The sequence below is a fragment of the Rhizobium sp. 01N424 genome (assembly GCF_056399485.1).
On sequence record NZ_JBFTRK010000008.1, the window covers coordinates 59,120 to 72,093 of the forward strand.

Sequence of the window (12,974 nt, forward strand, 5' to 3'; positions counted from 1 at the left end):
GGCGAACCGACATCGCGTTTGACCGGCGCGACACTGCTGCAGAAGGATTTAATGCCTGTCGGTGCTTTGCGAAAGGCCGCGCCACTGGAAATCGCTTCAGGCCGCCGTCCCCGGTCATTGCAGCATCGCATGGCATATGTAGAGTGGCGCCGGAGACCAAGGGGTTGAATCATCGATGCTTACGCTTGCGGACTATACTGCGCTTGCCTTCTTTGCCGTGTCCTGGCTCGGCTATTCCTGGCTTCTCCGCGGCCGGACCTTCTTCGGGCGCACCAGTCTGACGCATGCGATGGGCGAGCGCCGCCGCGAGTGGATCTACAATTCGCTGCGCCGCGACCTGAAGATGATCGACACCCAGATCATGGCCGGTCTGCAGAACGGCACGGCCTTCTTCGCCTCGACCTCGATCTTCGCGATCGGTAGCTGCTTTGCCCTGCTCGGCGCTACCGACAAGGTCAGCGCCATCTTCGCCGACCTGCCTTATGTCTTCGGCGGCAGCCACGTAAGCTTCGAACTCAAGGTCGGCGGCCTGGCGGGACTGTTCGCCTATGCCTTCTTCAAGTTCGGCTGGTCCTACCGGCTCTTCAACTACTGCACCATCCTGTTCGGCGCGATCCCGATGATGCGCGACACGGAGACCGACGTCTATGCCGCGGAGCGCGCCGCCGAGCGTGTCATCCGCATGAACATCATCGCCGGCGGCCATTTCAACGAAGGCCTGCGGGCGATCTTCCTGTCGATCGGCTATCTCGGCTGGTTCGTCAACGCTTACGTTTTCATGGTAACGACGGCGACCGTCGTCTTCGTGCTGACGCGCAGGCAGTTCTTTTCGGAGGCGCGGCTGGCGATCATGGATGTGTCGCCGCCATCAAATCTCCACCTTTCTCCTATTCCCCGCGACCCAGCGCAAAACGGCGACGGTGATTTGTCCGGGAGACAGTGAATGACGATGATGGCTGACAGCAACGGCAGCCCGGCGCAGCCGCCCCGGATCGGCCTCCTCGATACATTGCGCGGCGCCGCCCTGATCGCCATGGCAACCTACCATTTCAGCTGGGACCTGGAGTTCATGGGCTATCTGGCGCCCGGAACCGCAGAGACCGGCTGGCTGAAGCTCTATGCCCGTGCCATCGCCACCACATTTCTGTTCATCGCCGGGCTCAGCATGGCGCTGTCGAGCCAGGCAGGCATCCGCTGGCCATCGTTCTGGAAGCGCTTCGCGATGATTGCAGGCGCTGCACTGCTGATCTCCGTCGCAACGCGCATCGCCATGCCCGGCGAGTGGATATTCTTCGGCATCCTCCACTGCATGGCGGCGATGACGCTGGTGGGCGTGGTCTTCGCGCGCCTGCCACTCTTCGTCACCGCCCTCGTGACGATCGCCCTGGTCGCCGCCTGGATCGCCGATACCTTTGTTGCGCCCGGCATGCTCCGCTCGGCATCGTTCAACCAGCCGCTGCTCTGGTGGATCGGTCTTACCGACATGCCGCCGCGCTCGAACGATTATGTGCCGATCTTTCCCTGGGCCGCCGCCTATATGTCAGGCTTGACGCTGGCGCTGATCGCCCTGCGTACCAGCCTGCCGCAGAAGCTTGCCGCACTTGGGACCGGCGGCTCGCTGCTGGCACGCGGCGGGCGCCACAGCCTGGCATTTTATCTGATCCACCAGCCGGTGCTGATCGCCATCGCTTACGCAATGACCTTCGTCATGCCACCGGCAAAGCCCGATCTCGCCGAAATCCACATGCGCCAATGCAATCCTGGCTGGTGCCAGGGCATGGATGCCAAGTCATGTCAGGTCTATTGCGAATGCACGCTGACCGAAATGCAGGGGCAAAAGCTGCTGGAGCCCTTCCACACGGGGATCGTCAAGGCTGACGACGACCGGGTGCAGACGATCGCCAATCAATGCAGCATCAAGGCGCTTCCGTCCGAACCGCAATAGCGGCTCAGGTGCCGACGCCGATTTCGGCCAGCCGGCCGAGGCAGGATTCCTCGATATTGTCGAGTTCCGCCAGCGTGTCGTCGATATCCTTACGCTTCTGGCGCAGATCCTCGCGCTTTTCATCGACGCGTTTCATCAAGAGCTTCAGCTGACCGAGTTCCCCCGGCGGCTCCTTGTAGACGGTGATGATCTCGCGGATCTCGGCGATGGTGAAACCGATGCGCCGGCCGCGCAGGATTTCCTGGATGAGCCTGCGGTCAGCCTGGCGGAAAAGCCGGGTACGGCCGCGGCGCTCCGGATGGATCAGACCTTCATCTTCATAGAAGCGAAGCGTGCGCGTCGACACACCGAATTCGCGCGTCAGCTCCGTTATGCTATAATACTTGTTCACAGGCATCAGATTCCCACTCTCTCCCGCCAATAATATTGACTTTTACGTAATAGTCAATTTCGGCAGGGCAGCGTGGTTAAATGGCAAACCACCAGGTCGCAATCCCCAGGAACGCGAAGAAGCCCGTACAGTCGGTGACCGTCGTCACGAAAACCGACGAGGCGATGGCAGGATCGGCGCCGACCTTGTCCAGAAGCAGCGGCAAAAGGATGCCCGCCAATGCCGCGGCAATCAGGTTGATGATCATCGCCGCGCCGATCACCATGCCGAGCTGATAATCGTGGAACCAGGTGCCGGCAATCGCCCCCATAATCGTTGCGAAAATCACCCCGTTCATGACGCCGACGGTCGCTTCCCTGCGGATGATGCGGCCGGCGTTGTAAATGTCGAGATCGCGGGTCGCGAGCGCCCGCACTGTCACCGTCATCGTCTGCGTGCCGGCATTGCCGCCCATCGAGGCGACGATCGGCATCAGCACCGCCAGCGCGATCATCTTCTCGATCGAGCCGTCGAACAGCCCGATGACGCTGGCAGACAGCATCGCCGTGCCGAGATTGATCAGCAGCCAGAGAAAGCGCGAACGAACCGTCGAGATGACATTATCCGACAGCTCTTCGTCGCCGACACCGCCGAGGCGCTTGATGTCCTCGTCGGCTTCTTCGTGAATAACGTCGACCACGTCGTCGATGGTCAGCACGCCCACCAGACGTTCGTTCTCGTCGACGACGGCGGCTGAGAGAAGGTCATACTGCTCGAAGAGCTGTGCCGCCTCTTCCTGGTCCATCTCGGCCGGGATCGGGTGGTTCGTCTCCCGCATGATCACTTCGATCTTGTTCTGCCGCTTGGTGCGCAGGATCTGGTCGAGATCGACGGCGCCGAGCAGCTTGAAGGTCGGATCGATGACGAAAATCTGTGTGAAGGAGTAAGGCAGGTCCTCCTCCTCGCGCATATAGTCGATCGTCTGCCCGACAGTCCAGAACGGCGGCACCGCGACGAACTCAGTCTGCATGCGCCGGCCGGCCGAGCTCTCGGGGTAGTCGAGCGCTCTGCGAAGCCGCACCCGCTCGGTGAACGGCAACTGGGCGAGAATCTCGTCCCGGTCTTCCTGATCGAGATCCTCGAGAATGTAGACGGCATCGTCCGAATCGAGATCGCCGATCGCCGCGGCGATCTGCTCGTTCGGCATCTGATCGACAATCTCACGGCGGATCGCTTCATCCACCTCGGTCAACGCCGTCATGTCGAAGTCGTCGCCGAGCAGGCGCACCAGCGCCAGGCGCTGATCCGGCTGGATCGCTTCGAGCAGGTCGCCGATTTCCGATTCGTGCAGGCGCGCCACATTCTGGCGCAGGAAAATCGTGTCGCGATCAGCGATTGCCGCACCGAGCAGCGCTAGAAAATCGCTGCGAACGTTGCCGTCCTCGTCATAGATGTCGGCGTCTTCGTCCTCCGGACGCTTGCGGATGCGTTCGTCTTCTTCGCTTGCCGTCATTTGCGCCTCGCATCCAGGATCATAACAGTTACGGCTTTCCTGCCGCGTTCGAGAATGGCGGCGGAAAAGGCATTGTCAACAAGCGGATAAACGAACCCCGCCAGCCGTTCCGGCAGCATAAGTCCCCGTCCCTGCTAACCGAATTGGCTCCTTGCGTCTAGCGTCCAAAACCATGTCTGCGGATGACAATGCGCCGTTGCGACGATAGTTTCCGCAACCCGAATATCAGGAGCTTATGAAAACATGACGATCCGCCCGATCCTGCGCTATCCGCATCCCGGATTGAAAACAGTCTGCGCACCTGTCAGCGCCTTCGACGGCGATCTGCAGAGCCTTGCGGGCGATCTCCTGGACACCATGCGGGCCGCACCCGGCGTCGGCATCACGGCGGCCCATATCGGCATCTTCCAAAGGGTGGTGGTGATCGAACTCAGCAAGGCCGACGGCGTGCGCACCTATGTCAATCCGGAAATCCTCTCGTCTTCGGCGGAAACCTTGCGCCAGATGGAAGGCAGCGTCTCCATGCCCGGCGCGACAGAGGAGGTTATCCGGCCCGGCGCAATCCGTTTCCGCTATCAGACGGTGACCGGCGAGACGAAGGAGGAAAACGCAGATGGTTTTCTCGCCATCTGCATCCAGCATGAGATCGACCAGCTCGATGGTATCTTCTGGCTGCAGCGCCTCTCCAAGCTCAAGCGCGACCGGCTGATCCGCAAATGGGAAAAGGCCGCCCGCTAATTTCATAAAACTTCCACGAACCAATCCAGCCGATGAGCGTTCTTTGAGCATGACCTTGAAGGAGGACGATCATGCCGAAGACCGACGACAAGAGCACCATTTCACGCGAAGAAGATTATCGCGACTACGAGGAGCGCAATCTTGATGACGGCTGGCCCTATGCCGACAGCCCCGGCGCATCCTCGGCAAAGCCCGCCAACGGCGCCTATGGCGAGACATCAGCCAATTTCGACCGTGACCGCAACGGCGGCTTCCGCATCGACGGAACCGACGAGGACGGCAATGAGAACCGTCTGAGGGATTCGCTGACGGCAGATATGATCGATCGCAGCGAGAGCGACGATCTGGAAGCCCGCGTCTCCGAAAACCTCGAAAACATTCCTGATCTCGACGCAGACAGCATCGACGTCCATGCCGACGGCCATACGATCACGCTGGAAGGTTCAGTCGAGACGATCGGAATTGCCCGCAAGGCCGAACTCGGCGCGCTTTCCGTCGATGGCGTCCACCACGTTCGTAACCGTCTTGAGACGACAGGCATCGATTCGCATATCCCGAACGAGGATTAGCTTCAATAATTGTAGAAACGAATAATGTATTCATGGGTTGTATGTTTCGATAAACCCGGCCGCACACGCGGCCGGGCTTTGTTGTTTTGATAGGTTGCTAACCTATGTCACAAAACGGTGAAATATCGCCACAGAATCGTGAATTACATGGACAATTCGTAATCCGCACTGGCCATACGCTCCCACAATTTCGCCTCAATTCAGGAGCGAACTCGTACCTGCCGAGGGTTATCGTTTCGTTGTTGATTACAACAACTGATTGAGGAGATATCACATGAGAATCAAACTTGCAGCCACCGCGGCCCTGTTTGCCATTGGCGTCGCATCGTCCGCTTTCGCCGCTCCCATGTACGACGACAGCTACGTCCGCCCGATCCGCATCAGCCCGCCGAAGCCTGTTCACTACACTGAACATGCCCCTCCTGCCTATTCCGACGACTACACCAATGACAGCGATGGCTGGTACCAGACCAAGATGGCCGCGCCCAAGAAGATCAACTATTCCAAGCTCGAAGCCCAGCGCCTTCCGCCGTGCAAGAACCCGGCCGAACGGACGGGCGTGCAGACCAGAGCCGGTGATGGCGGAGCTTCCGATACCGATGCCTGCCGCTACGTTGGCACGCACTGACCGCGACGAAAACGCAACAAGAGCCGCATATGCGGCTCTTGTTTTATTCGCACGGCGATCAGCCTCGAACCTGAAGCAATGTGGCCGGACCGCCTGGAAGACTATCGTCGAAAACCGCGCAGGAGAGTTTCCCCCCGAAGACGCAGCCGCTGTCGAGATTGGTGCGATTTCCCGTCGTTCGCGGATTGGCCGGTGACGGCGTATGCCCGTGCACCAGATGCTTTCCCCAGAACTCACCTGATACATCGTCTTCGAAGCGCAGCCACAGCAGGTCATGCGGCGCCTGATCTTCGAGATAGAGCCCTTCCCTGACGCCGGCATGCACGAAGATGCGATGGGGATCCGTGTGCAGAAGCGGCAACGCCGCCATCCAGTTTAAGTGCGGCGATGGAACCGGTCCGCCGTAAGACGCCAGCGTCTCGATCCCGCCATTGTCCAGCCACCACGATTCGTCGTGCCGCCCGTCGTGAGCACCCGTTGCCATGTCCTCGTGATTGCCTTTTAGCGCGATCCACTGCCAGTCCGGCGAGCGCGGCCCTGCTATTAAAGTCTCCACGACGGCACGGCTGTCGGGACCACGGTCGATATAGTCGCCGAGGAACACGATCTTTCCTGATGGCGCATAGTCTTCCACCCGTTCGATCATCCGCAACAGCGGGCCGATGCAGCCGTGGATATCTCCAATGGCGAAGGTCAGGCTCAATGCGCGGCACTCCCGTCGATGTGACAAGGGAATAAACTAGCGCGAGGCAGCCAATGGTCGATAGCGCCGAAACCGCTGTCAGCGGCTCAGGTTTCACGTCAGCAAAATGAGATAAGAAACTGTAGAAAAAGAAAAACCCGCCGAAGCGGGTTTACTTTGGTGCGGTCGAGAAGACTCGAACTTCCACGGGTTGCCCCACAGCGACCTCAACGCTGCGCGTCTACCAATTCCGCCACGACCGCATCGTGGTAGAGCCGATTTGCGTCGGCGAGGCAGCATGTAGCAAAAGCATTTTGGGCGCACAAGAGCGATATGACAGATTTTTTCAAAACAAATCACAGCATTTGAATTGGTTATCAAACGAGGCCATATAGCAGCATGCCGCTGAGCCTTTGCGGCAAGGGAAAAGTCCATGCTGCGTACCGATCTTCAACTCTCCATGTTTCCACAGGCCGGCAACAAACCCGTGCGCTGGCGCATCGCCGATGAGCTGGTGCCCTATGAGCTTGCTGTGGAAACCATGGAGCGCGAAGTGGCCTTGATCGCCGATGGCGGCGATGAGCTCGTCTGGCTGGTCGAACACCCGCCGCTCTACACGGCAGGCACAAGCGCCGATGCCAAGGATCTCGTGCAGCCCGACCGATTCCCGGTCTTCGCCACCGGCCGCGGCGGCGAATACACTTATCACGGTCCCGGTCAGCGCGTTGCGTATGTGATGCTCGATCTCAAGCGACGCCGCCAGGACGTCCGCGCCTTTGTCGCAGCCCTCGAGGACGTCGTCATCCGCACGCTCGATTCGATGAATGTCCGCGGTGAACGGCGCGAGGACCGCGTTGGCGTCTGGGTGCGGCGGCCGGAAAAGCCGTTGCTGCCGGATGGCACGATGAGCGAGGACAAGATCGCCGCCCTCGGCATCCGCCTGCGCCGCTGGGTGACCTTTCACGGGCTGTCGCTTAACGTCGAGCCTGATCTCGATCATTTTACCGGCATCGTCCCCTGCGGGATCTCCGCCTATGGCGTCACAAGCCTTGTCGATCTCGGCCTGCCGGTGATGATGTCAGATGTCGACATCCGTCTGCGTCAGTCGTTCGAATCGGTTTTCGGAGAAACCGTCTCCGACGCCTAGGTCATATTGATCCGGCGCGGTTCCTGTGGTTGATGGCTGTGTTTCCGAAAGCGCAGCATGTCTCAGCCACAATCATACCAGAACCCGCTCCAAGGCATGGCCATCATGGCCAGCGCCATGATCGTCCTGCCGGCCATGGATGCGATCGCCAAATATATGGCGACGTTCGAATCGATGTCGCCGGGCCAGGTCACGTTCTACCGCTTCTTCTTCCAGCTGGTCTGCACGCTGCCGCTGCTGCTCTATATCTTCCGCTGGAAGGCGTTGTCAGCCAAGCGCCCGTGGATGAACCTGTTGCGCGGCGCGCTACACGGCGCAGCCAGCCTGCTGTTCTTCGTCGCCGTCAAATACATGCCGCTCGCCGATGTCTTCGCGATCTATTTCGTCGAACCGTTCATGCTGACGGCGATGTCGGCGATGTTCCTGGGTGACAAGGTCGGCTGGCGGCGCTGGACGGCCATCGTCGTCGGCTTCGGCGGCGCGATGATCGTGATCCAGCCGAGCTACGAGATCTTCGGCCTGAAGGCGCTGCTGCCAGTTTTTTGCGCCTTTCTCTATTCGCTGTACCTGTTCCTGAACCGGGCGATCGGCGATGCCGATTCGCCGCTGACGATGCAGACCATGGCCGGCATCGGCGGCACGCTGTTCATGTCGGTGGCACTTGCGGGCGGTGCAGCCGCAGGCATTCCGGATTTCGAGATCTCGCTGCCCTCGTCCGTCCTCGGTCTGGTCCTGCTTCTACTTCTCGGAACGATCTCCGGTTACGCCCATATGCTGATCGTGCGCGCCTTCCGCCTGGCGCCGCTCTCGCTGCTTGCTCCATTTCAGTACTTCGAGATCATCTCGGCAACGGTTCTCGGCTACGCGCTGTTCAATGATTTTCCCACACTTTCCAAGTGGATCGGCATCGCTATCATTGTGGCCTCGGGGCTTTTCATCATCTGGCGCGAGCGGGCGCAGTCGAAGTCTGTCAATTCCGTCTGAACGGCGCGGCATTTCGTTAACTGTCGTTGTTCAGGGATCTTCAATTCGCCCGCGCTAGAACCGTCTCCGGCCTCATGATGAGGTTCTGGAGACAAAAAATGAGCGAATTTCGACTCGCTTTCCCGGCATGTGTCATCGCCGGAAAGCATCGGCTTGCCGCCGACGATATCGGCCTTTTGCGCAAGCACAGCTTTCCGGACGGCGTCCGGACATCCGACGACGTCGTCGTCATGCTTGCCCTCAACAATTCCTGCCCCGAAAAATGCCAGGAATGGAACGCGTTCTTCGTCGAGAACCTGGCAGGCTTCATCGTCAATTACACCTATCCGCAGGGCTCGCTCGACGCGATCAACGTTGCCTGGATCATGCGCATGTTTGCGACTGACGGCGTCGTCAATTCCGCGCTCGAGCTGGAGCTGGTGCTGCACATCATGGAGATTTCCTCCCATGTGCCGGACGAGCTGCGCGCCTTCGCCCTCGACCAGCTGCGCCTTGCGATCACCGATAATGTCGGCGGTTACAAGCTTTCGCGCGCCGTTGATCGCAAGGGCATCACCCGCCAGGATATCGATTTCGTCATGCGCGTGCTGCGCAATGTCAGCGAAGGCGGCGTCATTCCGGTTTCGCCGGTGACCCATGGCGTTCTCAGGCGTATCGAGACGGAAACCCTTCCCGCCTCGAACCATCCCCGCTGGGTGGAAATCATGCGGGCGCTCGAACTTCGCGACTACCACCAGCCGCGCACCAGCCGCTGGCTACGGATTGTCGATGACGAGCAGGCGGTCGCCTGACCCCATGCCATAAAGCTGAATATCTGCAAGGCTTTCGCACGATTGTGCGTTCTGAAGTTTCTGCGTAGAACTTCAGGACGCATTTTTCGGGTGGAGTCTGCATGTTCAAGAAAATCCTGATCGCGAATCGCGGCGAGATCGCTTGCCGCGTGATCAAGACTGCGCGGCGCATGGGTATCCTGACGGTCGCAGTCTATTCCGACGCGGATCGGGACGCGCTTCATGTCGAGATGGCGGACGAAGCCATCCATATCGGCCCCGCCCCGGCCTCGGAAAGCTATCTGGTGGCCGAGAAGATCATCGCTGCCTGCAAGGAAACGGGCGCCGAAGCCGTACACCCCGGCTACGGCTTCCTCTCCGAACGCGCCTCATTCTGCGAAGCGCTGGAGAAGGAAGGCATCGTCTTCATCGGACCGAAGCCCAAAGCGATCCTCGCCATGGGCGACAAGATCGAATCAAAGAAATTCGCCAACGCCGCGAAGGTCTCCACGGTCCCCGGCTATCTCGGCGTCATCGAAGATGCCGTCCATGCCGAAAAGATTGCCGGCGAGATCGGCTACCCGGTCATGATCAAGGCCTCGGCCGGCGGCGGCGGCAAGGGCATGCGTATCGCCTGGAGCGAGAGCGAAGTCCGCGACGGTTTCGACCGGGCACGCTCTGAAGCAAAGAGTTCGTTCGGCGATGACCGCGTCTTCATCGAGAAGTACGTCGTCGATCCCCGTCATATCGAGATCCAGGTACTCGCCGACGGGCACGGCAACACCGTCTATCTCGGCGAGCGCGAATGCTCGATCCAGCGCCGCAATCAGAAAGTCGCCGAAGAGGCGCCCTCGCCGTTCCTTGATGAAAAGACCCGCAAGGCGATGGGCGAGCAGTCTGTCGCGCTTGCCAAGGCGGTCGATTACCAGAGTGCAGGAACCGTCGAATTCATCGTCGATCGTGACCGCAACTTCTATTTCCTCGAAATGAACACCCGCCTGCAGGTCGAGCATCCGGTGACCGAACTCGTCACCGGCATCGATCTCGTCGAACAGATGATCCGGGTCGCCGCCGGTGAAAAGCTGCCCTTCGTGCAGAAGGACATCAAGCTCAACGGCTGGGCGATCGAAAGCCGTCTCTATGCCGAAGACCCCTATCGCAACTTCCTGCCCTCGATCGGCCGCCTGACGCGCTACCGTCCGCCTGAAGAAGGCAAGCAGGGAGACGTGATCGTCCGCAACGATACCGGCGTCTACGAGGGCGCCGAGATCTCCATGTATTACGACCCGATGATCGCCAAGCTCTGCACCTGGGCGCCGGACCGGCTGGCGGCTATCGATGCGATGGCCGAAGCACTCGACGCCTTCGTCGTTGACGGGATCGAACATAACGTCCCGTTTCTTTCGGCACTGATGAAACATCCGCGCTGGCGCGAGGGCCGCCTGTCGACCGCCTTCATTGCCGAGGAATATCCCGATGGTTTTGCCCCGTCCGAACCTGACGGCTGGCAGCAGACTGCTCTCGCAGCCATCGCGCTCTCGGCATCGCTGATCGAAACGAGCCGCCGCGAGCGCCATGCCGATCGGCTCCGTGTGGCCAGCAGCGATCTGCGCAGCGACTGGGTGGTCAGGATCGGCAAGGACTATGTCGGCCTGTCGTTGACTGACGGTCACGTCACCATCCCCTTCGACATGGGGATGAATGCAGATGGCAGCGAAATTCAGGTTGTCACCACTTGGAGACCGGGCGAACCCGTCTGGTCCGGAAAGATCGGCGGCGTCAAAGTCATCGCCCAGATCCGACCCATCCTGAATGGCTTGCGGATCGACTGGCAGGGGCTTTCTGTCCGGACGAAGACGTTTACGCCGCGCCACGCGGAACTCGACAGGCTGATGCCGGTGAAGCTGCCGCCCGATACGTCGAAGCTCCTCCTTTGCCCGATGCCCGGCCTCGTCGTGTCGATCTCGGTGTCCGAAGGACAGGAGGTCAAGGCCGGCGAAACGCTGGCGGTGGTCGAAGCCATGAAGATGGAAAACGTCCTGCGCGCCGAGCGCGACCTCGTCGTCGGCAAGGTCAAGGCGAAGCCGGGTGAAAGCTTGGCCGTCGATGCCGTCATCATGGAATTCGCCTGACCCATTCCGGGACAGCCGCAGCCTCTGACGGCCCGAAAGCCAAGGATTTTTGTTAAGACGCCCGCTCTATGATGAGCCGTTTTCGTCCTGTGGCTGGGGCCGGAGTTGCGAATGACGGCCCTTCAATCGGCAGGCTTGCTGCTATCGATCAATCTTGGCTTGCTGTGGCTGTTGATGCGCATGCCACTCGGGCAGCGCACGATCAGCGTCATCAGAACCTTCCGTTGTCCGCCGGAGACGCTCTGGAAGGCGATCAATCCCGCTGGCGAAGCCGCTGATTGGCATCACGCCGTCATCAGCAGCCGGCCGATCGCACATCGTCCTGGGTTCGTCGAGCAGGTTTACAGTCATCTCGACCGGAATGGAGAGCCGCTGCGCCGCGTCCTGGCGCTCGACCCACTCCCGGCTGGCGGCGTTCATGCCTTCCGCTCCCGGATTGCCGACGATAGCACGCTCGATCCGCAGTTCTGGACGCATTACACCGAGAGCCGCATCATCAGAGCAACGCCCCAAGGGTCCACACTAGAGATCAGTCAGACCGATCACTATCGCGGTCTCGCTTTCCTGCTCTTCCGCTATTTCGTTCTGCAGCGGGAGGTAAGGTCGCTGCAGGGCTGGCTGGAAACCGGCATTTCGAAGCCGCAGGGTTACTTCGAAGGTCCGTTGGTGCAGACAGGCCTGGCGATCCTCTCGACGCTGCTGCTCTGGCCATTTTTCGGGCTGAGCGTCAGCGGCCTGATGATCTCCACCTTTCTCACGCTGGTCATCGTGCTCCATGAGCTTGGCCATATGGCTGCCTATCGCGCCTTTGGACACAAGTCAGTGCGGATGATCTTCGTCCCCCTGCTCGGCGGTATCGCCATTGGCGGGCGGCCGTACAAGAATCTCTTCGAGGTCGCAGCCTGCGCGCTGATGGGCGCCGGCATGTCGGCTTTCCTCGTGCAGATCGTCATCACCGCATACCAGGGGATCGGTCATGGCCTTCTGCCTGCCAGTTTCGGACGGCCGCTGCTTGTCTTCCTGCTGATTCTCGGCGCCTTCAATCTGCTGAACCTCCTGCCCATGCATCGCTTCGACGGCGGACAGGTTCTGCGGCAGATCTTCCGCACCCGTCATTCGCTGATGGTGGCAAGTTTCGCGGTCACAGGCTGCATTCTGGCGATCGGCTGGGAGATCGGACTGTCGAACAATCTGCTGATCGCCGGCCTTGTTGTCTTCATCCTGCTGAGCATGATCGGCTCGGTATCCGTCAAGCCGCGCCAGAAGCTTGATGAGATGAATGACGGCGAGCGGATGCTTGTGGCATTCGGGCTCTATGCGGCAATCGCCATGCACGGCTATGCCATTATTTTCGCGAGCGAAAACCTCTTCTGACGTTTGCGGCAAACTCGCTGCCGCATCCCGGACAAAGTGTCTTTTGATCAAGCTTTTTGCTTGAGCCTCCCTCACCCGGCGTGCCAATGTCCGCCATCAAATCATATGAGGGAGATGAGACG

The 12,974-nt window shown here is 60.1% G+C and carries 13 protein-coding genes and 1 tRNA gene; 10 read left to right on the top strand and 4 right to left on the bottom strand.

Annotated elements, in window-relative coordinates:
* Positions 1 to 175: 175 nt before the first annotated feature.
* Both AC1DNK_RS19720 and AC1DNK_RS19725 read left to right on the top strand, forming a co-directional pair.
* Positions 176 to 943 carry a DUF599 family protein gene (locus AC1DNK_RS19720; RefSeq protein WP_112516293.1) on the top strand — a complete coding sequence of 256 codons (768 nt, stop codon included), beginning with the start codon at positions 176 to 178 and terminating at the stop codon, positions 941 to 943.
* The gene (locus AC1DNK_RS19725) at positions 944 to 1,945 is read left to right on the top strand and encodes a heparan-alpha-glucosaminide N-acetyltransferase (protein ID WP_112516292.1); all 1,002 of its coding nucleotides are present in this window, start codon (positions 944 to 946) and stop codon (positions 1,943 to 1,945) included.
* Positions 1,946 to 1,949: 4 nt separating this feature from the next.
* On the opposite strand, the gene AC1DNK_RS19730 is transcribed toward AC1DNK_RS19725, so the two are convergent.
* Positions 1,950 to 2,342 (bottom strand): MerR family transcriptional regulator, encoded by a 393-nt coding sequence (locus AC1DNK_RS19730; RefSeq protein ID WP_112387324.1) that lies wholly within the window; start codon positions 2,340 to 2,342, stop codon positions 1,950 to 1,952.
* 70 nt (positions 2,343 to 2,412) lie between these two features.
* Entirely contained in the window at positions 2,413 to 3,828 is a 1,416-nt protein-coding gene (gene mgtE / locus AC1DNK_RS19735) for a magnesium transporter (RefSeq protein WP_112516291.1), read from the bottom strand.
* Positions 3,829 to 4,071: 243 nt separating this feature from the next.
* On the opposite strand from mgtE, the gene AC1DNK_RS19740 reads away from it, so the two are divergent.
* The 3 genes from AC1DNK_RS19740 (at position 4,072) to AC1DNK_RS19750 (ending at position 5,763) form a co-directional block, all read left to right on the top strand.
* Positions 4,072 to 4,566 carry a peptide deformylase gene (locus tag AC1DNK_RS19740; RefSeq protein WP_310299880.1) on the top strand — a complete coding sequence of 165 codons (495 nt, stop codon included), beginning with the start codon at positions 4,072 to 4,074 and terminating at the stop codon, positions 4,564 to 4,566.
* A 71-nt stretch (positions 4,567 to 4,637) separates the two neighbouring features.
* Entirely contained in the window at positions 4,638 to 5,135 is a 498-nt protein-coding gene (locus AC1DNK_RS19745; protein ID WP_477942977.1) for a BON domain-containing protein, read from the top strand.
* Between the two features lie 274 nt (positions 5,136 to 5,409).
* A complete protein-coding gene (locus tag AC1DNK_RS19750; protein WP_477942979.1) occupies positions 5,410 to 5,763 on the top strand; it encodes a hypothetical protein in 354 nt (117 codons plus the stop codon).
* A 58-nt stretch (positions 5,764 to 5,821) separates the two neighbouring features.
* On the opposite strand, the gene AC1DNK_RS19755 is transcribed toward AC1DNK_RS19750, so the two are convergent.
* Positions 5,822 to 6,466 carry a metallophosphoesterase family protein gene (locus tag AC1DNK_RS19755; RefSeq protein ID WP_477942981.1) on the bottom strand — a complete coding sequence of 215 codons (645 nt, stop codon included), beginning with the start codon at positions 6,464 to 6,466 and terminating at the stop codon, positions 5,822 to 5,824.
* Positions 6,467 to 6,623: 157 nt separating this feature from the next.
* Positions 6,624 to 6,708 (bottom strand) — tRNA-Leu (locus AC1DNK_RS19760).
* 170 nt (positions 6,709 to 6,878) lie between these two features.
* On the opposite strand from AC1DNK_RS19760, the gene lipB reads away from it, so the two are divergent.
* The 5 genes from lipB to AC1DNK_RS19785 all read left to right on the top strand — a co-directional run bounded on the left by lipB (position 6,879) and on the right by AC1DNK_RS19785 (position 12,852).
* A complete protein-coding gene (lipB, locus tag AC1DNK_RS19765; RefSeq protein WP_112387318.1) occupies positions 6,879 to 7,592 on the top strand; it encodes a lipoyl(octanoyl) transferase LipB in 714 nt (237 codons plus the stop codon).
* 57 nt (positions 7,593 to 7,649) lie between these two features.
* Positions 7,650 to 8,576, top strand: coding sequence for a DMT family transporter (locus tag AC1DNK_RS19770; protein WP_112387317.1), 927 nt, complete (start codon positions 7,650 to 7,652; stop codon positions 8,574 to 8,576).
* 98 nt (positions 8,577 to 8,674) lie between these two features.
* Positions 8,675 to 9,367, top strand: a complete 693-nt coding sequence (locus AC1DNK_RS19775) for a hypothetical protein (protein ID WP_112387316.1) — start codon at positions 8,675 to 8,677, stop codon at positions 9,365 to 9,367.
* Positions 9,368 to 9,468: 101 nt separating this feature from the next.
* Positions 9,469 to 11,478, top strand: a complete 2,010-nt coding sequence (locus AC1DNK_RS19780) for an acetyl-CoA carboxylase biotin carboxylase subunit (protein WP_477942983.1) — start codon at positions 9,469 to 9,471, stop codon at positions 11,476 to 11,478.
* Positions 11,479 to 11,589: 111 nt separating this feature from the next.
* Positions 11,590 to 12,852: a zinc metalloprotease gene (locus tag AC1DNK_RS19785; RefSeq protein WP_477942985.1), complete on the top strand. Its 1,263-nt coding sequence runs from the start codon at positions 11,590 to 11,592 to the stop codon at positions 12,850 to 12,852.
* Positions 12,853 to 12,974 lie beyond the last annotated feature (122 nt).

What these genes read in the sequence shown, in the direction of transcription:
- AC1DNK_RS19770 (WP_112387317.1), top strand. Translation starts at nt 7,650, where the DNA reads ATGTCTCAGCCACAATCATACCAGAACCCGCTCCAAGGCATGGCCATC.
- AC1DNK_RS19730 (WP_112387324.1), bottom strand. Translation starts at nt 2,342, where the DNA reads ATGCCTGTGAACAAGTATTATAGCATAACGGAGCTGACGCGCGAATTC.
- AC1DNK_RS19740 (WP_310299880.1), top strand. Translation starts at nt 4,072, where the DNA reads ATGACGATCCGCCCGATCCTGCGCTATCCGCATCCCGGATTGAAAACA.
- lipB (WP_112387318.1), top strand. Translation starts at nt 6,879, where the DNA reads ATGCTGCGTACCGATCTTCAACTCTCCATGTTTCCACAGGCCGGCAAC.
- mgtE (WP_112516291.1), bottom strand. Translation starts at nt 3,828, where the DNA reads ATGACGGCAAGCGAAGAAGACGAACGCATCCGCAAGCGTCCGGAGGAC.
- AC1DNK_RS19775 (WP_112387316.1), top strand. Translation starts at nt 8,675, where the DNA reads ATGAGCGAATTTCGACTCGCTTTCCCGGCATGTGTCATCGCCGGAAAG.
- AC1DNK_RS19745 (WP_477942977.1), top strand. Translation starts at nt 4,638, where the DNA reads ATGCCGAAGACCGACGACAAGAGCACCATTTCACGCGAAGAAGATTAT.
- AC1DNK_RS19750 (WP_477942979.1), top strand. Translation starts at nt 5,410, where the DNA reads ATGAGAATCAAACTTGCAGCCACCGCGGCCCTGTTTGCCATTGGCGTC.
- AC1DNK_RS19780 (WP_477942983.1), top strand. Translation starts at nt 9,469, where the DNA reads ATGTTCAAGAAAATCCTGATCGCGAATCGCGGCGAGATCGCTTGCCGC.
- AC1DNK_RS19725 (WP_112516292.1), top strand. Translation starts at nt 944, where the DNA reads ATGACGATGATGGCTGACAGCAACGGCAGCCCGGCGCAGCCGCCCCGG.
- AC1DNK_RS19720 (WP_112516293.1), top strand. Translation starts at nt 176, where the DNA reads ATGCTTACGCTTGCGGACTATACTGCGCTTGCCTTCTTTGCCGTGTCC.
- AC1DNK_RS19785 (WP_477942985.1), top strand. Translation starts at nt 11,590, where the DNA reads ATGACGGCCCTTCAATCGGCAGGCTTGCTGCTATCGATCAATCTTGGC.